The organism is Shewanella sp. SM20, from assembly GCF_025654545.1.
Classification (GTDB): domain Bacteria; phylum Pseudomonadota; class Gammaproteobacteria; order Enterobacterales; family Shewanellaceae; genus Shewanella; species Shewanella oncorhynchi.
Map to the genome: position 1 here is coordinate 1 of NZ_JAKKRK010000004.1, position 23,518 is coordinate 23,518.

The 23,518-nt window shown below is 45.3% G+C and carries 22 protein-coding genes; 15 read left to right on the forward strand and 7 right to left on the reverse strand.

Annotated features, from left to right (window positions below; translation table 11 throughout):
* Positions 1 to 171: transposase (locus L5M18_RS02720; protein WP_263190459.1), on the reverse strand; the 171-nt coding region annotated here is incomplete at its 3' end.
* 505 nt (positions 172 to 676) lie between these two features.
* Here L5M18_RS02720 and uvrD point away from each other — a divergent pair.
* Both uvrD and ubiA read left to right on the forward strand, forming a co-directional pair.
* Positions 677 to 2,845 (forward strand): DNA helicase II, encoded by a 2,169-nt coding sequence (gene uvrD / locus L5M18_RS02725; protein WP_263195892.1) that lies wholly within the window; start codon positions 677 to 679, stop codon positions 2,843 to 2,845.
* 138 nt (positions 2,846 to 2,983) lie between these two features.
* A complete protein-coding gene (ubiA, locus tag L5M18_RS02730; RefSeq protein WP_263148572.1) occupies positions 2,984 to 3,844 on the forward strand; it encodes a 4-hydroxybenzoate octaprenyltransferase in 861 nt (286 codons plus the stop codon).
* A gap of 6 nt (positions 3,845 to 3,850) precedes the next feature.
* On the opposite strand, the gene torT is transcribed toward ubiA, so the two are convergent.
* Entirely contained in the window at positions 3,851 to 4,924 is a 1,074-nt protein-coding gene (gene torT / locus L5M18_RS02735) for a TMAO reductase system periplasmic protein TorT (protein WP_263195893.1), read from the reverse strand.
* Between the two features lie 332 nt (positions 4,925 to 5,256).
* On the opposite strand from torT, the gene L5M18_RS02740 reads away from it, so the two are divergent.
* The 4 genes from L5M18_RS02740 to L5M18_RS02755 all read left to right on the forward strand — a co-directional run bounded on the left by L5M18_RS02740 (position 5,257) and on the right by L5M18_RS02755 (position 9,182).
* Positions 5,257 to 5,652, forward strand: a complete 396-nt coding sequence (locus L5M18_RS02740; RefSeq protein ID WP_131524224.1) for a VOC family protein — start codon at positions 5,257 to 5,259, stop codon at positions 5,650 to 5,652.
* A gap of 34 nt (positions 5,653 to 5,686) precedes the next feature.
* Positions 5,687 to 6,736, forward strand: coding sequence for an NAD(P)H-dependent flavin oxidoreductase (locus L5M18_RS02745; RefSeq protein WP_263195894.1), 1,050 nt, complete (start codon positions 5,687 to 5,689; stop codon positions 6,734 to 6,736).
* A gap of 220 nt (positions 6,737 to 6,956) precedes the next feature.
* Positions 6,957 to 7,874 (forward strand): TlpA family protein disulfide reductase, encoded by a 918-nt coding sequence (locus L5M18_RS02750; protein WP_263195895.1) that lies wholly within the window; start codon positions 6,957 to 6,959, stop codon positions 7,872 to 7,874.
* 225 nt (positions 7,875 to 8,099) lie between these two features.
* Entirely contained in the window at positions 8,100 to 9,182 is a 1,083-nt protein-coding gene (locus tag L5M18_RS02755) for an AI-2E family transporter (RefSeq protein ID WP_113939224.1), read from the forward strand.
* An 11-nt stretch (positions 9,183 to 9,193) separates the two neighbouring features.
* Here L5M18_RS02755 and L5M18_RS02760 read toward each other — a convergent pair whose 3' ends face one another.
* From L5M18_RS02760 to L5M18_RS02780, 5 genes are all read right to left on the reverse strand, one after another.
* Positions 9,194 to 9,481 (reverse strand): helix-hairpin-helix domain-containing protein, encoded by a 288-nt coding sequence (locus L5M18_RS02760; protein ID WP_263195896.1) that lies wholly within the window; start codon positions 9,479 to 9,481, stop codon positions 9,194 to 9,196.
* Between the two features lie 123 nt (positions 9,482 to 9,604).
* Positions 9,605 to 10,183: a nucleoside triphosphate pyrophosphohydrolase family protein gene (locus L5M18_RS02765; RefSeq protein WP_105250355.1), complete on the reverse strand. Its 579-nt coding sequence runs from the start codon at positions 10,181 to 10,183 to the stop codon at positions 9,605 to 9,607.
* Positions 10,184 to 10,357: 174 nt separating this feature from the next.
* Entirely contained in the window at positions 10,358 to 10,942 is a 585-nt protein-coding gene (locus tag L5M18_RS02770) for a TlpA family protein disulfide reductase (protein ID WP_263195897.1), read from the reverse strand.
* Positions 10,943 to 10,958: 16 nt separating this feature from the next.
* The gene (locus tag L5M18_RS02775; protein ID WP_263195898.1) at positions 10,959 to 11,378 is read right to left on the reverse strand and encodes a cytochrome c-type biogenesis protein CcmH; all 420 of its coding nucleotides are present in this window, start codon (positions 11,376 to 11,378) and stop codon (positions 10,959 to 10,961) included.
* On the reverse strand, positions 11,378 to 13,477 hold the full coding sequence (locus L5M18_RS02780) for a heme lyase CcmF/NrfE family subunit (RefSeq protein ID WP_263195899.1): 2,100 nt from the start codon (positions 13,475 to 13,477) through the stop codon (positions 11,378 to 11,380). Before L5M18_RS02780 ends, L5M18_RS02775 begins: the two co-directional genes overlap by 1 nt.
* Before the next feature lie 551 nt (positions 13,478 to 14,028).
* Between L5M18_RS02780 and sirA the strand changes: the two genes are divergently transcribed.
* The 9 genes from sirA (at position 14,029) to L5M18_RS02825 (ending at position 23,469) form a co-directional block, all read left to right on the forward strand.
* Positions 14,029 to 16,092, forward strand: a complete 2,064-nt coding sequence (sirA, locus tag L5M18_RS02785) for a dissimilatory sulfite reductase SirA (protein WP_113939219.1) — start codon at positions 14,029 to 14,031, stop codon at positions 16,090 to 16,092.
* A 62-nt stretch (positions 16,093 to 16,154) separates the two neighbouring features.
* Positions 16,155 to 16,595 carry a rhodanese-like domain-containing protein gene (locus L5M18_RS02790; RefSeq protein WP_028761786.1) on the forward strand — a complete coding sequence of 147 codons (441 nt, stop codon included), beginning with the start codon at positions 16,155 to 16,157 and terminating at the stop codon, positions 16,593 to 16,595.
* 85 nt (positions 16,596 to 16,680) lie between these two features.
* The gene (locus L5M18_RS02795) at positions 16,681 to 17,463 is read left to right on the forward strand and encodes an FKBP-type peptidyl-prolyl cis-trans isomerase (protein WP_263195900.1); all 783 of its coding nucleotides are present in this window, start codon (positions 16,681 to 16,683) and stop codon (positions 17,461 to 17,463) included.
* A 34-nt stretch (positions 17,464 to 17,497) separates the two neighbouring features.
* A complete protein-coding gene (locus tag L5M18_RS02800; protein ID WP_263195901.1) occupies positions 17,498 to 18,178 on the forward strand; it encodes a tetratricopeptide repeat protein in 681 nt (226 codons plus the stop codon).
* Positions 18,179 to 18,266: 88 nt separating this feature from the next.
* Complete coding sequence (locus L5M18_RS02805; protein ID WP_219253156.1) at positions 18,267 to 18,758, forward strand: nitrous oxide reductase accessory protein NosL; 492 nt, start codon at positions 18,267 to 18,269, stop codon at positions 18,756 to 18,758.
* 10 nt (positions 18,759 to 18,768) lie between these two features.
* Positions 18,769 to 20,058 carry a nitrous oxide reductase family maturation protein NosD gene (gene nosD, locus L5M18_RS02810; protein ID WP_411569190.1) on the forward strand — a complete coding sequence of 430 codons (1,290 nt, stop codon included), beginning with the start codon at positions 18,769 to 18,771 and terminating at the stop codon, positions 20,056 to 20,058.
* On the forward strand, positions 20,055 to 21,095 hold the full coding sequence (locus L5M18_RS02815) for an ABC transporter ATP-binding protein (RefSeq protein ID WP_263195903.1): 1,041 nt from the start codon (positions 20,055 to 20,057) through the stop codon (positions 21,093 to 21,095). The genes nosD and L5M18_RS02815 overlap by 4 nt, the downstream gene beginning before the upstream one ends.
* Complete coding sequence (locus L5M18_RS02820) at positions 21,092 to 21,964, forward strand: ABC transporter permease (protein ID WP_131524238.1); 873 nt, start codon at positions 21,092 to 21,094, stop codon at positions 21,962 to 21,964. Before L5M18_RS02815 ends, L5M18_RS02820 begins: the two co-directional genes overlap by 4 nt.
* Positions 21,965 to 22,185: 221 nt before the next feature.
* Positions 22,186 to 23,469: a transcriptional regulator gene (locus tag L5M18_RS02825; protein WP_173496241.1), complete on the forward strand. Its 1,284-nt coding sequence runs from the start codon at positions 22,186 to 22,188 to the stop codon at positions 23,467 to 23,469.
* Positions 23,470 to 23,518: the final 49 nt, after the last annotated feature.

Sequence of the window (23,518 nt, forward strand, 5' to 3'; positions counted from 1 at the left end):
TAATGTTTTACCTGGCACAGGGCGACCCTCTTTTTTGGCTTTATCTCGCCAATGATACAGGGTTTGGTAGGAGATCCCCTCACTGCGAGCCACTTCCGTGACCGTCATATTGTGGGGAGGTAATAATTTCTTTAAGACAGCGTCTTTACGTTCAGGTGAATATCGTTCCATTGAGCTCTCATTGACCGCCCCCTTTATTTAATTATTGGATGATTTTAAGGGGTGACAACAATCCTGACACAGGGGGGAGTGCATGCTTGTAAGAAGGGGTTCAGATTACTGTAGGGGTTGGCAAGATTAAGCACTGTCATGGAAGTGACCGTTGACGGCATGGATGCCGTCGTCGAGCCTATAGGGATATATTTACGGCGAGTCACTGGAATGACAGTGCTTAATCGCTGAAACAGAATGATGAACACTCTTTCTATGAGCAATTAATACAGCCTTGCATTTGTTCAATTCCTACTCTAAAAACAAAGATCTGTTACCGAAAAGCTGGATTCCCGCCCACAAGTATTGCGGGAATGACAGTGCTTAATCAATGTCGTCATTACAATACAAGCGCAAAGCAAGATGGGGCAACATATCACTCACCTTATGGCTCTCGTCTTGTGGATCAAACGCGCAGGCGGGTTTTCTTCTGTTATAATGCCCCCTCGATTTTTTGGAGGCGAGAATGGACGTATCTTCTTTACTAGACGGCCTGAATGATAAGCAGCGCGAGGCTGTCGCGGCACCGCAATCTAGCATGTTAGTGTTGGCGGGCGCGGGCAGTGGTAAAACTCGGGTGTTGACCCACCGCATTGCGTGGCTGATGCAGGTTGAACAGCAGAGTCCTTACTCGATTCTTGCGGTGACGTTTACCAATAAAGCTGCGGCTGAGATGCGCGAGCGAGTTGAAAAAGTCGCTGGCACCAATATGGGCCGCATGTGGATTGGGACTTTCCACGGCTTGGCGCATCGCTTGTTGCGCACTCACTTCCAAGATGCGGGTTTACCGCAAAGCTTCCAAATTCTTGATTCTGACGATCAAGTGCGCTTGATCAAACGTATTCTTAAAAGCTTGAATTTGGATGAGAAACAATATCCTCCACGCCAAGCTCAGGGTTATATCAATGGTAAAAAAGACCAAGGATTACGCCCTAAACATATCGATGCGGGCGGTTTTCCGCTTGAGCAGAATCTGCTAAAAATCTATCAGGTCTACCAAGAGTCTTGCGACCGCGCGGGTTTAGTCGATTTTGCCGAAATCCTATTACGTGCCCATGAGTTATGGCTCAATAAGCCGCACTTGTTGGCCCATTATCAAGACAGATTTAAGCATATTTTGGTGGACGAGTTCCAAGATACCAACGCGATCCAATATGCGTGGATCCGCGTGCTTGCTGGTCAAACTGCCAATGTGATGATAGTCGGTGATGACGACCAATCGATTTACGGTTGGCGTGGTGCTCAGGTTGAAAACCTACACCGATTCTTAAAAGATTTCCCGAGTGCGACTACGATTCGCCTCGAGCAAAACTATCGCTCTAAGGGCAATATTCTTAAAGCGTCCAACGCCTTAATCGCCAATAACCCAGAACGTATGGGCAAAGAGCTGTGGACAGATGAAGCCGATGGCGATCCGATTTCGCTCTATTGTGCCTTTAATGAAATGGATGAGGCGCGCTTTATCGTCGGTCGAATTAATGATTGGCACGAAAAGGGCGGCAACCTCAGTGATTGTGCGATTTTATATCGTTCTAACGCTCAATCGCGGGTATTGGAAGAAGCCTTATTACACAAAGGCTTAGCCTATCGCATCTACGGCGGTTTACGCTTCTTCGAACGCCAAGAAATTAAAGATGCCATGGGTTACCTGCGGCTGATTAATAACAAAGACGACGATGCGGCGTTTGAGCGTGTAGTTAACACGCCGCCCCGTGGCATTGGCGATCGTACTTTAGATATTTTGCGCTCCACCGCGCGCCAGCATGAGTTAACCCTGTGGCAGGCGAGTGTGCGTTTACTCGACGAGAAAGTGCTCGCGGGCCGCGCAGCAAATTCTGTGCGTGGTTTCATGGACTTAATCATGACACTGCGTGAAGACACCCAAGATATGGTGCTGTATCGCATGGCCGATACAGTGATCCAAGCGTCGGGCCTTAAGGCCATGTATGAAGCCGAAAAGGGCGAAAAAGCCCACGCTAGAATCGAAAACTTAGAAGAACTCGTCACTGCGGCGCGTACTTTCGAAATACCAGAAGAGCTGGAGGACATGGGCGAACTTAACGGTTTCCTATCCCACGCGGCGCTCGAAGCGGGCGAGGGCCAAGCCGATGCCTTTACCGATGCGGTGCAGCTAATGACGCTGCATTCTGCCAAAGGGTTAGAGTTCACTATGGTGTTTATGGCGGGTGTCGAAGAAGGGATTTTCCCGAGTAAAATGGCGCTCGAAGAGGGCGATAGACTCGATGAAGAACGCCGTCTCTGCTATGTGGGCATGACCCGCGCCATGGAAAAACTCTACATAACCTATGCCGAATCGCGGCGCATTTATGGCCGCGAAGATTACGCTCGGCCGTCGCGTTTTATCAAAGAGATCCCGCCGCAATATGTGGATGAAATCCGTCTTAAGGCGCAGGTTTCAACGCCGATGGCGAATAATCGTTTCAGCGCCCAAAAATCGGCTGCCACAAACGATACGGGTTTTAACGTCGGCCAACGAGTCAATCACCCTAAATTTGGTGAAGGTAAAGTGACCAACTTTGAGGGCAGCGGTGCCCAAGGGCGAGTACAAGTGAGCTTTACTGACTTTGGCAGCAAGTGGTTAGTGGTGGCTTACGCTCGGTTAGAGGCGCTTTAATACCAGCCCTGAACGCGATGAATGTCAGCTTTTTATGACACGCTTTCAGGGCGTAAATTCGCATCGGGAGAAGCATGGGTATATGATGCTAATCCTGAAACCGAGTGGAAACTTGAGGGTATTGGGAGTACCTAGTTAATGAATTTAAAGCAGAAGTGGGATGTGTATTCCCGTCTTACTCGAATCGACCGTCCCATAGGTACGCTATTGCTGATGTGGCCATGCTTGATGGCGCTGATGTTAGCGGCGGGTGGTATGCCCGATTTTAAGGTATTGATCATCTTTATTATTGGCGTGGTGATCATGCGTGCCTGTGGCTGCATTATTAACGACTATGCCGATCGCGATCTTGACTCTTTTGTGGAACGTACTAAATCTCGGCCGCTGGCCAGTGGTGAAATCAGCACTAAAGAAGCCTTGATATTGTTCGTCGTTTTAGGTTTATCTGCTTTTGGTTTAGTCTTATTACTCAATGGATTAGTGGTTAAATTATCCGTTGTTGGTATTATCCTCACGATCATTTATCCCTTCACTAAACGCATCACCAATATGCCGCAGATGTTTCTAGGCGTGGTGTGGAGTTGGTCTATCCCTATGGCTTACGCCGCGCAGACGGGTGAAGTACCCATCGAGGCTTGGTGGTTATTTGCGGCCAATTGGTTTTGGACTGTCGCCTACGATACCATGTATGCCATGGTCGATAGGGATGATGATTTAAAGGTGGGCATTAAATCCACTGCAATTTTGTTCGGTAAATATGACCGCCAAATCATAGGTTTATTTCAGCTTGCTGCGCTGGCTTGTTTTATCGCCGCCGGTTGGAGCGCCGATCGTGGTTTACTCTATGGCCTAGGTTTACTGACTTTTGTCGGCTTTAGTACTTACCAGCAAATGCTGATCTTTGATCGCGAACGAGCCCCTTGTTTTAAAGCGTTTCTCAATAACAATTGGGCTGGACTCGCATTATTTGTTGGGCTGGGCGCCGATTATTTAGTTTAGTGAGCATCATTTTTGTTGTGGAAGATCCTGATGGATCATCCACTGATTCTGTGGCGCTAATATTTGTTCTAAATCAATCTGGTGGATGTTGTCTTGGGAGATAACCTTGATAACTGGGCTCACTTTGTGGGGATAAGGCGCACCTTCGAGTGCGCGTATTGCGAGATCGATGGCAATCCGAGCCTGCAATACTGGTGAGTCGCTGACCGTCGCGAGTAACTGTTTTTTCTGCACTAATTCTATGGTCTGTGCATTCGAGTAGAACGCGATGACCTTTCCCGTTTTATTCCTACGCCCGTCTAAATAGCGCGCCGCGAAAGTGGCGGCAACTGCATTGGCGATCACATAATCTACACTTTGTTTAGTAAGCACTTTTCGCACTAAATCAGCTTGAATAAATAACTCCGTAGTGCCAAACCCTCCTTCAATTGTGTCGAACTCTTGTTTGGTTGCCGCCCGCCTAAATCCTTGTTCCGCCGCCATAACCCAAGAGGCGTCCTTAGGCCCTGGAAACCAAGCAACTTTAAGTTTCGCAGGCGCTTTATCGACAGGGTCTCGTTGCTGCGATGCAATATACTCAATCGCCGCCGCAGACATATCTTCAAAGCTGACTAAGGAGCGACTCGTGAGTTTGTCGGTCGCGATACCATTCACTAAATCAATAACAGGAATGCCCGCAGCAGAGAGTTGTTCGATATCCGCAATCAGTCCATCAGCCGTATTCGCAGCAATAATATAGGCTTGAGCTTTGAGGGCTTGGCAATCATAGAGTTGTTGTTTTTGTTGCTCAATATTGTCATATCCTCCAGCATCATAAATGCCGAGAGTTACACCTTGGCGTTCGGCTTCCTGCGATAACCCAAAGGCGACGCCCCACCAATATTGGTCTTTACCATGGGGAAGTAAGGCACAGATCCGCCATGGTTTATTGGCTTGAGTGAGTGGTGTGTATGCCGTTTTTTTGCCATCAGCAATCACATCGGCGGGATACCAAGTTGCCTGCACTGCAAAGGCGAAACTATAGAGGATTAAGGTGAGGCAAATCCTGAGGGAGTAAGCGAAGAATGCAGTAAAGTGCATAGGATCATCATGTTAAGTTAACAATAGATTAAGCATAGATGAATGATCCATAGTTGCTAAGTCGATGCTAAATAAAGCTGATTTATTCTTAATAACCAGTGCCATGAAGTGTTATGGCACTTTTATGATGGGCTGCAGAGTGGTTGAAATTGTAGGGTCGTCTTACATTAGCAGGCTTTACGCTTTGACTTGTTCACTGAATGCTTAAGTTTACATTTCACGCTTAAGGCTTAATTGCCACAGCTGGTTTTTGCCATAGTGCTTAGTCTATAGTCATTGGCTTATAGTGGTTTTTTATGATCAATTTCATGCTTAGGTAACAAGGAATCGTTATGTTTATTCCGTCAGGATTTGCACGGGTTAGCCCGTATATGATGATCGCTGATGCCGATAGTTTAGTGGTTTTTTTACAGCAAGCCTTTGATGCTAAAGCGCTACATATTTCCCGTCGGGCTGATGGCAAAATAGCTAATGCACAGATGCAAATCGGCGACTGTTTATTTATGTTGAGTGAGGCGAGTGAAGCTTTTACGCCTATGCCCGCATCCTATTATTTATATGTGGAAAATGCCGATAAAACGGTGGCTCAGGCACTCGCCGCTGCGGGTGAATTAGTGATGGAAGTGGCGAATATGCCCTATGGCGATCGCCAAGGTGGAGTGCGGGATCCCGTGGGCAATCTGTGGTGGATCTCCCAGCGTTTAGCCGCGGGGCCATATCAGGATTGAGCATCAAGTGAGAACAAGTCAAAGGAGGTGATGTATGCCGTGCCAGTTAACCCGATTATTTGGAATCGAATTACCAATTATTCAAGCGCCGATGGCGGGTGTTCAGGGCAGTGCCTTAGCGATTGCCGTGTCGCAAGCGGGGGCGTTGGGATCTTTGCCCTGCGCCATGTTATCCCTTGAAGCCTTAGATACCGCCTTGACACATATTCGCACCCAGACGGCTAAGCCCATCAATGTAAACTTCTTTTGTCATCACGAACCTGAACCGCAAGCAGCGAAACAAGCCGCATGGCTTAATCAACTCGCGCCTTATTTTTCTGAGTTGGGTGTCAATCCTGATAGCCAAACCGTGGGGGCACAACGCGCGCCATATACCAGCACCCAGGCTGAAGTGTTAGCTAAATTTAAACCTGAGGTGGTGAGTTTTCATTTTGGCTTACCGAATGAAGATTTGTTGCTGGAGATAAAGTCTTGGGGTTCAAAAATTATTTCGACAGCGACAACTGTAGAAGAAGCCCTATGGCTTGAAGCGCGTGGTGCGGATGCCATTATTGCGCAGGGTTTAGAGGCCGGAGGTCACAGGGGGCATTTTTTATCCGATGATTTAACCGAGCAATTAGGCACTTTTAGTCTATTGCCGCAAATCATTACCGCCGTTGATATTCCTGTTATTGCAGCGGGTGGCATAGTCGATGCCAAGACTGTGCGCGCCGCTATGGCGATGGGCGCTTCGGCGGTGCAAGTGGGGACGGCATATTTACTCTGTCCCGAATGCACCACCAGTGATATTCACCGCGCCGCCCTGCAAAGTGAGGCGGCGCAACATACGGCTCTGACTAACTTATTCACTGGTCGACCCGCCCGTGGAATTATGAATCGTTTTATGGCAGAGCTTGGCCCCATCAATAATGCCGCACCGGATTTTCCGCTCGCCTCAAGTGCCGTCGCAGTATTGCGAAGCGCCGCTGAACAACAAGGATTTGGTGATTTTAGCCCACTTTGGTGTGGCCAAAATGCAACCGGCTGTCAGGCGATTCCCGCCGCAGAGCTGACGAGGCAATTGGCGTTAGGTTTGATGGTCTAAGATATTGTTGAATAGGTTATTAATACTCATTGGTATGCTCATCAAGGCTTACATTTAATATGGCTAAATTAGCGGCTTGTTAGTTTATACTCGTCGTTTAAAGGTTGGTTGTTGGTGAGACTGCCGCTTCTTTTAAATTATGTTTTTCTGTACAAATGGCTGCAAATCACTCGCCCCATAGTCGTGGGTGCGAGTGTTCTATAGATTTAAGGAAAGCAATATGTTGTTACGTAAAATCATTGTTATGTGCCTTGCCGTTATGAGTTTTGCTACGTTTGCGGGCAATAAAGCCTATCAAGATATCGCACTTAAAACCTATCCAGATCAGCAGCAAGTGACTTTAGCCAGTGTTGCGGGTGACAAGCCGATATACCTAAAGTTTTGGGCAACCTGGTGCCAACCTTGTATGGAGCAAATGCCGCATTTTGAAGCCCTGCAGAAGAAATATCAGGACAAGATTAATATCGTCGCGGTGAACATCAATATTAATGAAGAGCAACCTAAGATTGCTGACGTTATCGCGCGTTTCGGGCTCACTATGCCCGTGTGGTTGGATAATGAAGGCGAGCTGGGTGTGGCTTTAGGTTTGGTCGGTACACCCTATAGTGTATTAATCAATCGTGCTGGTGATGTGGTTTACACTAGCCATGAGTCTGATGCCAATTTAGATAAATTTATCGATATGTTGGCGAATGGCCAAGAGTTGACTGCACAGATAACGGAGGCACCCAGTGCTGAACAAACAGCTAAGTTACTGAAACCTTGGGAACAAGGTGAGCATTTACTTTTTTTCACCGCAACATGGTGTGATTGGTATTTGGCTGATAGCCGCCCAGAAATGTCTAAAGAGTGTATTGCCGTTCAAAAAGGTTTAAATAATCTCGCGCAAAAAGTGCCTAATAAATCGTGGCACGGTGTGGTCAATCACTTGTGGACAGACAATAAAGCGCTCGAAGATTTTAAGCAGCTTTATCAAACTCAAGTCGATTTTAGTATCGATGAATTAGGTGTGTTATTTAATCATTTTAAAATCCGCAATATTCCTACTTTACTGTGGGTTAAGGATGGTAAAGTTATTCAGCGTATTACCGATTTTAGCCAGCCAGAGAAAGTAGTTGAGCAGCTTTCGGCTCAATAAGCTCATTCCAAATGTTAGGCCTTTGATAGATATCCAAAGGCTTTTTGTCTTCAAAGATTGAATAGATACACAGCTCAATATTCGGTGTTAAAGTCATTGCCCATGGGAAGCACTGCGCAATAAACTGATTCGTAGAACGAGTTGGTTAAGCGTTAACCTTGTTTGGTGTAATGCAGAGTGTTTTCCATTTTATCGTTGAATTTTATTGTGGGGGGTTTTAGCACTATGACGCCGATTTTCAGTAATGCCGCTATTGGTCGTAGTTTGTTGGTTTTGCTCTTGTGTGCTGGCGTATTCTTTTTTATCGATTTTTTAGTGCCCGCCTTAGCTGCATTGATTGTGTGTTTTTCAAGTTGGCCTCTCTATCAAAAACTATTGGCAAAATGCGGTGGTCGCTCGGCGTTGGCGGCAACCATTGCCCTATGTTGTATTGTGCTCGGGCTGATTATTCCGCTTGTGTTTGTATTTTCCTATGCGTTACAAGAGATTAGAACTTGGGTTGATTGGTTGGTGTTTACTAACCAACACGGTTCGCCCGTGCCCTTGTGGATCAAAGATTTACCTTGGATGGGTGAATGGTTAACCCTGCAATGGCAGCAGTTTATTGGTGAACCCCATGAATTAGGCCAAATTATCAGTGCCATTAGTGGCCAGAATTTGAGTGGCATTTCCCGTTGGGTGCTGCAATTGGGTTGGAATACTTTAGGGTTGTTATTGACCTTACTTTTTATGCTGATCACTTTGTTTTTCCTCTATAAAGATGGTCCGCAAGTGGCTAAACAGTTGGATATCGTGGGTGAGCGAGTGTTGCCTGCTCGCTGGCATAGTTTTTCCCGTGTGGTGCCTGCAACAGTCAGTTCTACCGTGATAGGTATGACGCTTATCGCAATTGGTGAGGGCATAGTGCTGGGGATTGCCTATTGGATTGCGGGAGTACCTTCGGCCGTGGCTTTTGGGGTGTTAACCGCCTTTATGGCCTTGGTTCCCGGCGGCGCGCCAACCATGTTTACCTTGATTTCACTCTATCTTGTCGGCACTGGCGATATGACGGCGGGTGTCGGCTTGTTTCTTTGGGGCAGCATAGAGCTGTTTATTGTCGATAAAACCTTAAGGCCTAATCTTGTCGGTGGGCCGATTAAATTGCCTTTCTTACCGACTTTTTTCGGTCTGATCGGCGGCGTAAAAACCATGGGTTTTGTCGGTTTGTTTGTTGGTCCTGTATTGATGGCCCTGCTGGTGGCCATTTGGCGTGAGTGGTTAAGGGAAGAGCCCGAAACGATACCATTGGATAAACAGGCGGATAGATAGTCGCTAAAGCATCATTTCTCTAAGGTATTTTTGCGCTCATCGGTGTAAAACCACCAAGGTTTAGGATCTTCACCTGCCATAAAACGGGTGATGGAGATAAACACATCGAGCATACAGGGGTCGTGTCTTTTGCCCGTTTTGTTACACAGGGTTCGATACAAGTCGTAGGGATTTTGCCCCAGCAGTTGCTCAGGCTTATCTATGCCAAGCAAACGTAAATCCGCCGCACAAGCTTTGCCAATATTTGGTAAATCAGTCAATTGCTTAACCTCAGCACGCACGACTTTTGCTGGATTCATACGGATTGCCTCGTTAAAACACACGCTGAAAAGTCATTACTGCTGGATAATCGCTTAGGCGAGATAATTGCCTTGGCGAAATAAGAGCCTGCAAATAACAGGCTCTTAAAAAAGCTATAAAATCTAGGCTTTAACCAGTGTTGTCAGATCCGCTGGGCGGTAGTAAACCGATTTTAGTACCTTACCTTGGCGAACCACTTTACCTGCCATTTCCACATCTTTAGCGCATTTCGCTATGATGAAATCACCTTGCTGACTACCGACAATTTCAACACCTTGCTTGGCATAGAAGGCTATGGTCTCGGCAAGTTCTTGCTCGTTACGGCACACTTTACTCATATTGCTCGAGTGGACTTCATCCCAGCAGCTAATAAAGTCGATTTCACGGTTTTGAGCCACGCAAAGCAACAAGTCAATCAGGTAACTGATTTCGAGTCTGTCGGTCATGGCCTGTGCGCCTAAATGCACCAAACGCCCCATTAACACGTATACAGAATCGACTATGGCATCGGCCTGTTCGATACGGCTATCGGCTTCTGCAAGTTCAGTTAACTCCTCAATAATCAGTGAAGTATGTAAGGTGTCGGCCTTGTCATCTAAAGAATCAACATCATTAACGGGCAAGTCGAAGGTGCTACGAAACTCACTGATATCACGATATAAGTGGTCATAAATAGGTTGAGTTAAGCGGGTGAGTTTCATCTGATTTGCCTTGAAATAAAGAGTTTGGCGGCAATTTTAAAGAAATGCGTCGCAGAATACAAAGATGGGGCAGAGATAAAAATACCCGCAGCCAAATAGGCGGCAGCGGGTTTCGGTAAATTTTGGCGGATGACCGAATGGAGAAATATATTGTGAGCCTGTGTTACTTGGTGATTATTGGCCGTATTTTGCAATCAGTTGATCAAGATAAGGGCCAACGTCTTTATCAGCCCAATCGAGATATCCCCGCACAAAACCGACAAGATTACCTTTAGCATCAAAAATATAACTGGCGGGTACGACATTCGCGGGAATGATTTGTTCTATGTTTTGCTCCGGGTCAAGCCAAGTGGCATAGCCGCTAAAGCCATGTTGGTTAAGAAAAGGGCGTACATCTTTAGATTCTTCATCGATAGAGATTGGAATGATGGCGATATTCTTCCCTTGATACTGCTGCTTAAGTTTTTGGAGTTCTGGAATTTCCCTTAAACAGGGGGCGCACCAGGTTGCCCAAAGATTAACTAAAACCAATTTTCCTTGGTGCTGTTTTAGGGTTTGGGTTTGTCCTGATTCATCAATAAAGGGAACTTCTGGTACGCCGCGTGCGTGCTGCATTTCTATAAAACCAGTCATCACAAGGGGCTTAGGGAGGGGCTCTCCCGTACTGTAGAGTTTATTGTCTAGTGAGTGGGCTGAGCTGCTATTAGAAAACAGACCCAAACACGCCAGTAGAACAAAGGGAAAATATTGTAATTTCATCTGGTTATCCTTTACTTCAAATAGTCGTTTGTGTTTTTCTACGGGTTACCAATGCGAGACACAACCCAACACCAAGCACTAATAACAGCAGTGGCCCAAACCAAAGTGCGAAGGTGGAGGCCTTAAATTCAGGTTGATAACGGATTTTTTGACCATAGCGTTGCACCATAAAATCGATAATCTCATCTTGGCTTTGCCCCTGTTCCAGCATCGAGAATATTTGTGCTTTGAGCTCGTGGGCGATTGGCGCCTGTGATTCAAATAGGCTTTGATTCGTCGCCATAGGGCAACGCAGCACTTTACTGATATCTATTGCCTGTTGCTGGTAGGAAAGGCTTGATATGGGCTGAGTTTGCGCTACGGATAAGCATGGGATACCTATCCCACATAAGGAGATAGGGAGCAGTAAGACTAAAAAGCGCAATATTGGATTCATTAGGCAAGTGTCTCCTGTGGTTTGTGATGGGATAGGTTAACTAAGGTTGTTAAATCAGCTTGATAGCTAAAATGGCGAGTAGGCCAAGCGGCAATCGCCCCACCTAGCATCATTAATATGGCGCCCAGCCAGATCCAACTCGCAAGGGGTTTATAGCTGATGCGGATAAGATATTCGCTGTCACTTAATTGCAGCCCCATGGACACATAAATATCCCGCCATAAACCGTGGTCGATACCCGCGTGGGACATTTCCATCCCATTGCTTTTAAAGGTTTGGCGTTGTGGTGTGATATAGCCTAAAACCCGTTCATCATTCGCGGCATCGCGGATACAGATATTGGCCTGAATGGCGGTAAAGCTGTTGGTTTCAACATTCTCAGTGCTTTCATACACTAAGATATAACTCGCCAAAGGCTTACCTTGACCAGGCCCCATTCGCAGTAGGGCTTCCTGTTCAAAAAAAGAGACGGATGTTGCACCAATAATAGTGATAGCCACCCCAAAGTGGGCGAATAGCATGGCGACAAACCCTTGTTTTGATGACTTAACGGGAGGATTTAAGCCGTGCTCACTGCGGTTTTGGGTTAATTGATGGGCATATACTCGTCTACCCAATCCCGAGGCTACCAATATCGTGAGCAATAAACACACCAGCAACCAAAGTGCTGCGGCAGTGCCAAGGAGTAAAAATAAGCTACTGCCCGAGGCGGCTTGTAAGCTTACCCAGCCTGCGACGGCTAATATCACTAGGCTAGGAATGAGCAGGGAAGTAATACGAGTCTTTGAGGCATTTTGCCATTGCGCTATTTGCCATTGCACTAAGGGCGCAATGCCCATTAACAGGACAAGCAAGAAAGTGAGGGGGACAAATATAGCGTTGAAATAAGGGGCCCCCACTGAAAGTGTACCTAAATCGAGCAGCTCATAGATCAAAGGGTAAAATGTACCGAGTAATACGGAAAACGCTGCTACGACTAAGATAACGATCCCGAGCAGTAACAGCGTTTCCTTACTGAAAAGCGCGAAAGTCACATCCTGTTTTAAATGATGGGCTTTGAGTGCAAAAATGAGTAACGCAGCCCCAACAAAAATCACTAATAAGCAGAGGATTGACATGCCACGGGTCGGATCGGCGGCAAAGGCATGTACTGATTGCACTATGCCGGAACGCACCAAAAAGCTGCCGAGTAAACTGAGTGAAAATGCCAATAAGCACAGCAGTAAAGTCGTCAGTTTAAAGCCATGAGTACGTTGAGTGAGAATGAGGGAATGCACTAATGCTGTTGCCACAAGCCAAGGAATAAAGGAGGCATTTTCGACAGGATCCCAAAACCACCAACCACCCCAACCCAGTTCGTTATAGGCCCACCAAGATCCAAAGGCATTGCCGCCCGTTAGAAACACCCACGCTAATAATACCCAAGGTCGTAAATAGCTAATTTGGCGAGTATTAAAACCACCACCGAGCAGTGATGCTAACGCTGCGGCAAAGCAAACCGTAAGGCCTACATAGCCAAGAAAGAGCATGGGGGGGTGCAGTATGAGTCCTATGTCTTGCAAAATGGGGTTAAGATCTCGCCCTTCAATCGGAATGTTAGGTAATAAGCGGGCAAAGGGATTAGAGGTAAAGAGTAAAAATAGGTTAAAACCAAGGATCACTAATGCCAAAATGGCCAACAGCCTCGCAAAATACAGGGCGTCTTGGTATTTATCGCTGGCCTTATCTTGAGTGCAATCCGCCATCTTTATGCGATAACTGATGATCGCGCCCCAAAGGGCAATCGCAAATATCCAAAACAGCATTGACCCTTCGTGGCTGCCCCAAACGGCGGCCACTTTATAACCCAAGGCTAATTGGCTATTCGAGTGGTTTGCGACATAAGCAACAGAAAAATCATCAGTCATAAAGCAATAAATTAAGCAAAGAAGTGAAGTAAATACTGAGGTAAATATGGCTCTAAAGAGTGTCGGGCTTAATCCCACCAGATAGGCATTATTCTGCTTAACACCAATTAAGGTCAGTGTTGCAGAAAATAATGCCAATACGCTACTGATGATCAGTAATATATGTCCAATTTCTGGAAGCATAGTTGTCATTTATTATGCCTTAGAATAATGTGGTCGCGGTAATATAGTGTTTACAGTTGGCTATTTTACCCGTGTGATTTTCACATGCTGATTTTTATTAAGTTCGCTCATCAACTTGAGTTGTTTTCTTGTAATTTTAAATTTACATATAAGACCTTGTTGGAAAAAGTCAGTTTAATCACGAGGTTTAATCACTGTTGATTTTAAGATTAGTCGAGTTTTGCATTTAATAATGTGATCTTATCCGTTATTAAATCATTCCTTTTTACGCTTGATATTTTTTTTGAAAAATCAAATGCATTTTTAGTTTTTTTTATAACTGAAATGTGCTTTTTAACTTCTAAAAAATAAATGACATTAAATTTGTAAGTTATTGTATTTAATTTATTTTAATTGATTTTATTCATCTTGATTTATCAGCGGGAATTTAGTGTGCTCTAGCTCTGATTTTTAATGGTTTTTTGCCTCCACCATGCTGTAACTGGTCAATTGTTTATGTCGTTCAGTGAGCAGTTAGGTTCAGTAGAAAATAAAAAACTAATGATAATTAGGAGTGAATGATGAAACGATGGAAATCCAAAATAGCACTCAGCGTGCTGTTTTGTTTAGGTACTATCGTCAGTGTGGCCGGAATAGCATCCGATGCTAAACCGGGCGAGGTAAAGCCTGGCTATGGTAATAAACAAATGAGTGCGGAAGCTCAGGGAATTATGGCTAATCCCGATCTAACACTAGAATCCCGTGGTGTAAGAACACTGCAGGATTATATTGTTCAGGAAAAAGAGTTGTTTGATTTTCTTTTTGAAAATCATCCGGTATTTAAATATGCCGAGCAAGGTCGTTTAAAAGGAACCTATAAGGTCAGTGACCGTGGTGAAGAATACTTACACGGTGGTGATAGCCAAAAATATAGCCAACATCAAGAGGGCAATCGCCCTATGGCATTGCAATATCGCCTCGGTGCCAAGTCGATTTTGGATTTCCCAAATAAGTTTGTTGGTCCTGAAAAATGTGGTGAGTGCCACGGTCCACAATATGAAAAGTGGAAACGTTCACGTCATTCAAAAACCTTACGTTTTCCGGGGAGTCATCCCGAAGTCGATAACGATTTAAACAAAACCATGTATGGCACTAAGGATACTTCTATCCTGCCAGACGGCATTACCCCTGATGCAATTTATGCGACGGTGGGAACACCAAGAACCAAATACGGCTTTATCGATAGCTACTTAGTACGCGGTACTTTCCATGTGAAAGACGGTTTACTCAAAGATGGTACTGGCACTATGGTCGCCGGTGGTAACCAATTCTCCCGTGGTTGGGCTGAATGGTTAACCCCTGAAATGGCGAAGAAAATTCAGAAAGTTATTCCTGAATTTCCAACTAAAATGGAAGATTTTGGCGCGAGTGGTTCACACCAATGGGGTATGAGCTCCTATGGTGCTAAATACGAGAAGGAATTCTTATTCCAACCTGCGAGTTCCTATTGCGAAATGTGCCACACCTTTAAGTTTGATTTTAAAACTAAAGATGAGTTTTTTGCAGCCCTTGGTAATCCTAAAGAGCTCCAAAAACATACAGTGTCACTCGGTATTACCTGTGAAGAGTGTCATGGCGCAGGTGGTCATTTAGACGGCGGTATCGGTGGTGGTATGCCTTCTAACTGTGAGCGTTGTCACCAGCGTTTTAACTTCGTAGAAGAACTTGCGCAAACCCCACAGGGTAAAGAAAAACTGGAATATGCCTTTAACGTGAAGATGAAATCTTCGTGCCCATCTTGTGGTACAGAAGGTTCGCAAATGTTTGCCTCGTCTCACTACGATAAGGGTATGCGTTGTTCTACCTGTCATGATCCACACGAAGTGACTGATGGTGATTGGAAATCCGGTATTACTAAACCAAAACTCATCAAAGAATGTACCGATTGCCATACGGCACAGGCTGAAATTGCGAGTAATACCAAAACCCACAGTAAACAAACTTGTCAAAGCTGTCATATGCCAAACATGGGTAGTTGTGAAAACTTCACCGCGATCCAGTTCCCTGATATGGCCGGTTTCGACAACGTTCGTAAGTCGCACATGTGGAAAATCGATGTTGATCCATTGCGTAAGACACTTAACCCACCTGAAGGTAAGTCTCGCGACTCATCCACTAAGGGCTGGACTGTGGCGAAGGACGAAAATGGCCATAACTACCTCGATCTCATGTGGACCTGTGCTCGTACTTCCGCTTCTGATCACGATGTAGTGGATAACAAAGGTTGCCATAGCCAATTCCAATCTAAGTTGGGTGAGGGTCTGCACTTTAAAGATCAACAGCAAATCTACGGCAAAGTTCAGAAGTGGCAAAAACCAGTGAAAGAAACCTATGCCAAAGTAGAAAAAGCCCTTATTAGCATCGATAAGTCGCCCAATATGGCGAAGTTATCGGTAGAAGATAAGACGCAAGTGCTGTTGTTGACCGATAAAGCTCAAGATGTCCTCAAGCTGATTAAAGCCGATGGTTCATGGGGTGTTCATGGTGCGCGTTACTCACAAAAACGCTTAGATGCCGCCTTGACCTATGTGACCCAAGCCCAAGCAATCATTGATGGTAATGCGCTGAGTGCGAAGAAAATATAGTTTAACTTGAGTCCTAGTTATCCCCGACACCTTTGGGTGTCGGGGAATATGAGAGCCTAATTATGCATAACATGCTTCGTCAAAGTGTAAGCCGAATATTGATGGTGTTGGCCTTAGGCGTGACTGCGATGCCAGTCATCGCCGGTGGTGGTTCAGAAATGTCTGAAGTGCCCTATAACGAAATCCAATTAAATCCCATTTCGATGATGGAAGCGGAAACCTTAGTCGGCAAACAAGGCGTTTATTTTTTCGACGTAAATACACTGGAGATATGGGCAGAAGGTTTTATCCCCGGAGCAGTTTTTTTCAATGTTCAGAATTGGAGAGAGTTACTTCCAAAGAATAAAGATGCAGTCATGGTGTTTTACTGCGCTAACCGCCTTTGCACCAGCAGCAATATGGCGGCGAGAGAAACCATGAAGCTAGGTTACACAGGTGTGCGTCATATGGCCGATGGTATTTATGGCTGGCGTATGTCAGGTCGAGTAACAGAAAAACCTTAGTAACACACAGGACCGATGTTTTATCGGTTTGGTTTGCAGGGCCAAAAGGCGAAACCCACAGGGTTAACATTGTAGAGAACATAAAATGAAAACACGTATGCCAACTTCTTTTATCCCCAAAAGCATCACAGTGGCGACCTGCGCCGCATTATTTGTTTCGGTAGCCAGTTTTGCCGGCACAAGTCTGAAAACCGATGCAGATAAAACCTCTTACAGCATTGGCGCTTCTATTGGTAATTACATTTCTGGTCAAGTCTACAACCAAGTTGAATTAGGCTCAGAGGTGAATGTCGACTTAGTCGTGCAAGGTTTTGTGGATGCGCTTAAAGATAAACAGCAATTAACCGACGAAGAAGTGCTGACCTACCTGAACCAAAGAGCAGAACAACTCAATGCCGCAAGAACTGTCGTTGCTGAAAAACAAATGGCAGAAACTAAAAAGGCAAGTGCGGCATATCTTGCTGAAAATCAAAAAAAGTCTGGCGTTAAAGTTACCGCCTCTGGTCTTCAATACGAAGTCTTAACCCAAGGTAAAGGTCATAAACCCAATCCAGAAGATGTGGTCACAGTGGACTATGTTGGCACTCTTATCGATGGGACTGAGTTTGAAAATACGGTTGGACGTAAAGAGCCCACTCGGTTTGCATTAATGTCGGTGATCCCCGCTTGGGAAGAGGGATTAAAGTTGATGCCTGTGGGGTCTAAATACCGTTTTGTGGTACCAGCAAGCCTTGCCTATGGCACTGAAGCCGTAGGTATTATCCCTCCTGAATCAGCACTTATCTTTGAAATTGAACTGAAAAATATTGAGAAACCCAGCGAAATGAAAGAGATGAAAAATAAAAAGATGATGCCTGCACACGGTTAATCTGGCTCCTAAAACGAGTTGTTTGGAGAGTGAAATGGAGACTGGAATGGTGAGCTTAGGACTAGGCACTGGCATCAGTTTACTGTTGTTTGTTGCTTATATTTACTGGCAGCACATGCGTCTAAACCTAGTAATGGGAATCGCACAGTTGCCAAACATGTCGAGCAAGGTGCCCTTTGCGATGGGAATCGTCCTAGTGCTGCTTACCCTTGCTATCTACAGTCAAACAGGCCGTTTTAGGGATTGGGATCAAGGTCGGATTGATGAAAATATTGATTATTTAGTGGCGGCCGAGATTACCAAAGCCAGTCGTTGGGCTCAGAGTGAGCCGCAAAACACCTTGGCACTTATGTCATTAGCTCAGGCTTACAATGCGGGAGGTTTGTACTCAGATGCGGTGCTGACCTTAGATAAATTACTCGAAATAGGGGGAGAAGATGCCGAAGTGTTAGGGGCAAAAGCTAACGCGCTTTATTACCGTGAGCTTCGGCAAATGACACCTGAAACCCAAGAGGTGATTGCCAAAGCATTAGCACTCTCTCCCTTTGAGCCTCAAACCCATATGTTACTCGCGGCAGATGCTTACTTGCATGCTCGTAACCAAGAGGCCATTGACCATTGGCAGCTCCTGCTCAAACACAATGGGGACAGTATCAACCGTGAAGCAATCGATAATGCGATTGCAAATGCACAAAGCAAAATGAATGAAAGATGAAACCCGTTTCTATCAACCCTCGCCGTAAAGATCTGTCCCTGCAAGGAATCTGGCGAGGCGTTGATATTTTAATAAAAGGATAAATAGGATGAAGAAATACTATGCATTGTTGCTGTTAGTGCCCTTGCTATTTGGCTGTAATAAAAGCGAGGCCACAGACCATGTTCATAAAGCCGAGATGATCCACGAGCATGACCGTTGCCATTTATGCGGCATGGTGATCACTAAATATCCCGGACCTAAAGGGCAAGTGCATCTCAAGGCTGAGAAAACGGTACCTAAGTTTTGTTCTAGCCGCGATATGTTTAACTTTGCATTACAGCCTGAAAATAAAAGACAAATTGATTACATGATGGTGCATGACGCGGGCACGACCGATTGGGATCAACCTGACGATGGCGCCTTTATTGATGCTCAAAATGCCTTCTATGTTTACGGTACGACTAAGAAAGCTGTGATGGGACCTGCCGTTGCCCCTTTTAGTACCAAAGCTGCCGCCGAAGCCTTTGCTAAGGAATACGGCGGCCGAGTGCTGAGATTTGATGACATTACCTTAGAACTGCTCGCGGGTGATAAATAAGGTTGTGATGATGAAGCCGCATCTATTGCTGATTGGGCTGCTGTGTTTTGCCTCTTTTGCTAGTTGGGCAGCACTCATTCGGGTAACAGATACAGATTCACTCACCCTTGCCCTTAACAAAGCCCAAGCAGGTGACACCTTAGCGCTAGCCACTGGGGTGTATGAAGGCTCCTTTAAGGTGACGAAATCCATTTCGCTAAAGGGGGAAATAGGCGCGACATTAGATGCACTGCGCCAAGGCAGTGCATTGGTCATTGAGGCACCTCAGGTAAGTATTGAAGGGCTAAATATCCGCCACTGGGGACGGGATCTGTATTACCGTGATGCCGCCATTTTACTCAAAAAAGGGGCGGATCATGTGCAGATTAAGGGAAACCGCTTGGTGGGTGATGGTTTTGGTATTTATGGCGAACAGCTAAACTCGCCCATCATCACGGACAATAGTATTAGTGGCAACGGTGCCATTCATGTGCTTGATCGGGGTGATGGCATTTATCTTAAGCATGTTAATTCGCCACAAATTGACCGAAATCAGCTGATTTTTGTCCGTGATGGTGTGTATTTAGAGTCCGTTACCCACAGCCGCATTTATGAAAATCAATTCACTAAGCTGCAATATGGTATTCACTATATGTATACCCAAGCCGACGAAGCGTGGCAAAACCAAGCGATTGCCGTCGATGGCGGTTATGCCCTAATGAATTCAACCCATATTTACCTGCACCACAACCGTGTGACTCAGGCGCGGGACTTTGGCATTTTGCTCAACATTACTGAGGCATCCCATGTGCAAGCCAATGTTGCGAGTCAAATCCATAACCCTAAGGGCACTGTGGAGCTTGGCAATGAAGGGAAAGGTATTTTTATTTACGCCGCTCAACATAACCGTATTCAAGATAACGAGTTTAGCCACAGCGATACTGGGATCAGTATGGCCATGGGCGGAGAGGAAAATCGCCTTTGGCATAATCGTATTATGGCCAATCAAACCCAAGTCAAATATGTCGGAGAAACTCAACTTGAATGGAGTTATCAGGGGCAGGGGAATTACTGGTCGGAATATCAAGGTTGGGATCTGAATGGCGATGGATTAGGGGATATTGTCCATAGGCCGAATGATAGTTTAGATAAACTGTTTTGGCTTTATCCTGAAGCCAAACTGTTGATGGAAAGCCCCGTTGTGTTGTTACTGCGCTGGGTGGAACGCCAATTTAAACCCCAAGTGACGAGCGGTATAAGTGATAGTTTTCCCCTAATGCAAAGTGGCGCGCACGTACTGATTGATGGAGGTTCGCGATGAATCATCAAACTTTGACCTGCTCAGCAAATAAGCCTATAGCGAGTGCTGATGTGGTTGTTAAAGCGACAAATATCAGTAAATGCTATGGCAAGTTTAAGGCTCTGGATGATGTGAGTTTTGAGGTGTTAGCGGGTCAAGTGATCGCACTCCTTGGGCATAATGGTGCGGGTAAATCTACATTACTCAAGCTTATTTTGGGATTACTTACCCCCACAAGTGGCCTGCTCCAAGTTCAAGGTCATAGTGTGAGCTCCCAACAAGTGCGGCAGAGTTTGTCTTTAGGCTATTTACCTGAAAATGTGAGTTTTTATGACAATATGACCGCCAATGAGCTGCTGCGATATTTCGCTAAGCTTAAGGACGTTGCCTTGCCTAAAGTGCATGAATTACTTGCTGAATTTGGTTTAGAGGCCGCTAAAGATAAGCGCTTGAGTACTTTTTCTAAGGGGATGCGGCAGCGCCTTGGGCTCGCTCAGGCAATATTGGCAGATCCTCAGATATTGTTACTTGATGAGCCGACTGTCGGTCTAGATCCCTTAGCATCGGCTTTTCTGTATCAAAAAATAGCCCAACTTAAGGCGAAAGGCTGCGCGATTATCATCAGTACCCATGAGTTAGGATTAGTTCAAGATCAAATGGATCGGGCTTTGATTTTAGGCCGAGGACGAATGTTAGCTTCGGGAAGCTTAACCTCCCTGAGGGCGGCGACTCAGTTGCCAAATCATATCTTGTTGCATTTTCTATCTAATACTCAAAGGCAAGCATTGCTCGCGGATCCCATTTTAGCGGCATGTGTTAAGGCAAATGCGGGGCAGGGACTCACACTAGCCGTGCCACAGGAGCAAAAGTCAGCCGTGTTAAATCACTTATTACAAAAAGTGCCCGCGGGGGATTTTTCTATTGAACCTCCTAGTTTGCAGAGTGTGTTTCATCATTACATGGAAAGTCTTTGCCCCCTTCAGTCGTCAAAAATGCCCACAAAGACTATTAACATAACAGATATAAATCAGGCGATTAATTTGGAATCAGTCCTATGAACCGTTCCGAGGTTTTGCACCATCGTTTAAGTGCTCTGAGCATAGTGAGCACCATAGCCGCCAAAGAGTTTAAGGATAATTTGCGTAATCGTTGGTTATGGATGATGGCGGGAATCTTGTTGTTGCTATCTCTGTGTGTGAGTTTTATGGGCAGCGCTGTGTCCGGCAACTTAGTGGTATTTGAGCCTGCCCAAATCCTTTCTGGGTTAGTCACTTTATCGGTATTTATGCTCCCTTTAGGTGCGATTTTGTTGAGTTATGACAGCTTTGTTGGTGAAAAAGAATCCGGCACTCTGTTGTTACTGCTGACCTATCCATTAGCACGTTGGCATCTCGTGTGCGGCAAGTTTTTAGGCCATGCCTGCGTGATGACCATTGCCTGCATTTTGGGCTTTGGTTTAACAGGATTAATACTGATATCACTGGGCGATACTCAGGCCCAGTTATCCATAGCTATCGGGTTTATCCATTTGATTATGAGCAGTATTTTACTGTCATTAGTGTTCGTGCTCTTGGGTTATTGGGTTAGCTTGTGTGTGCGAGAAAAAGCCAAGGCACTGGGGATATTACTCATTTTATGGTTTGTGCTTGTGCTGGTTTATGATCTGATTTTACTCAGTGCAGTGGTTGGAATGAGTGAGATGTTTAATCGTACCGTATTCAACCTACTGATTTTGTTGAACCCTACTGATCTGTTCCGTGCTTTAAATTTACTCGCGACCCCCTCGGATACACTCGCGGCTAAAAGTAGTCTCACTCTGCTTGCTCAAACTGGGCTGGGCTTACCCTTAATGTATGGTTTGCTGGGTGGCTGGATTGGTGCATTACTTTTGTGTTGTTCTTGGATCTTTAAATACCAAGAAATCTAGTTTAGCGACCTCTGTATTAGTCTAACTTTGTACTTATTAAACAATGACTAAACTGAGTATAGAGTCACACTCTTATATGTTGTTAAAAGGTAAAATTAACCATCTTGACTTGGTGATTGCATATCATCGTTTTCTTGGAAAGAAACAATGTCACATGATGATTGCATGTTGTTAGTGTAATCAAACTTTATCAGTATTGGCTGATCTTTCAGGCGTTTAACATGCATAAAATCACATCTTATTTAATGTTAGATGAACAGGCTAAGGAATTAGTCGATCATGTGAATGGGACAACCATCAGCCTGACTTTTTCCGAAACGGCCTTATTAGTTCTGCTGTTATCATCCACGAATGCCATTTTTACTAAGGAAGAATTGCTGCAGGTCGGCTGGCCTGAAAGGGTGGTTGCTCCTACCTCTTTAACGCAATGCATCAGTACCTTACGTAAAAAGCTCGAACCCTATACCGAAGTGCAGCTTAAAACCGTGGCACGCCGCGGGTATCAATTGCATATCTCTGAACAATCCCATGTAAAGATGCTGGCGATCAATGATGCGAATGCAATTCGTGATGCCTTAGTGGGGGTGTCGGTTTGGACTAAAGTTGCTGGTATTGCCCTCTTGTGCGCTATCTTGGCAATCGTTTGGTATGTGAGCGACCATCATGCGGTGGTTAAACAGGTGGCTAAATGGCATGCCGATAAATATATCAGCCTCAATATTGGTGGCACGCTGGGGACGGCGCGAACCTTCTATATTGGTGATGAGGATCGTTTACATCCTTCATGGTGGCAAAAACATTTAGCGCCAGAGGGAAATCACATCAATAACCTTAATTACTTCAGTGCATTTACCTCAACAGATGGCAAAAATTATTCGATGGCGATTTGCCCTGAGCTGGACGCCGATGCCTGCAGTGGTCACGGCATCATCAATATCACGGCGATAGATGCAAAACCCGCAGGATTAAATATGGCGGAGTTTATTCCGCTGAGCCAAATAATGGAGCAGCGCATTCGCTATAACCGTATTGTCCTCCCTGCGGATGATAAAGGAATGGGTGAGCTACTTGAGCATAATTACCATGCGGATATTTATTTTCCCGTGGCGGGCGAACTCTTAGTTCGTAACGATCTCAGTATGTCTCTGGTCTATGAAGGGCAAAATAAGGGTAAGTTTTATTCGACCTCCTGTATTACAGATCAAGATTGTTTAACGACACCGATTAAATACACTATCCGCGGTGAGTTTGAGCAGTACCAGACCACAATTGATGACCTTAAAGTCGATGTTTTTCACGTTAAAGTGTTACAAAAGGAACTGACAAAACCGGATGAAGTCAGCCATTCTGCTATGCAGTTCTACCGTGAAATTCGTAAGCATGATATCCGTGATGAAGATTTATTTTATTATCGTGTTTATCAAAATGAGCACACGGCAGTATGGATCATTCCTCAGATGGGACAAGTGCTTGCGTGGACTCAGTACACTCAGATCAAATTATAAAGTAGTCGTTAGCCAAACTTGATTAAGCCGACATAGCGTCGGCTTTTTT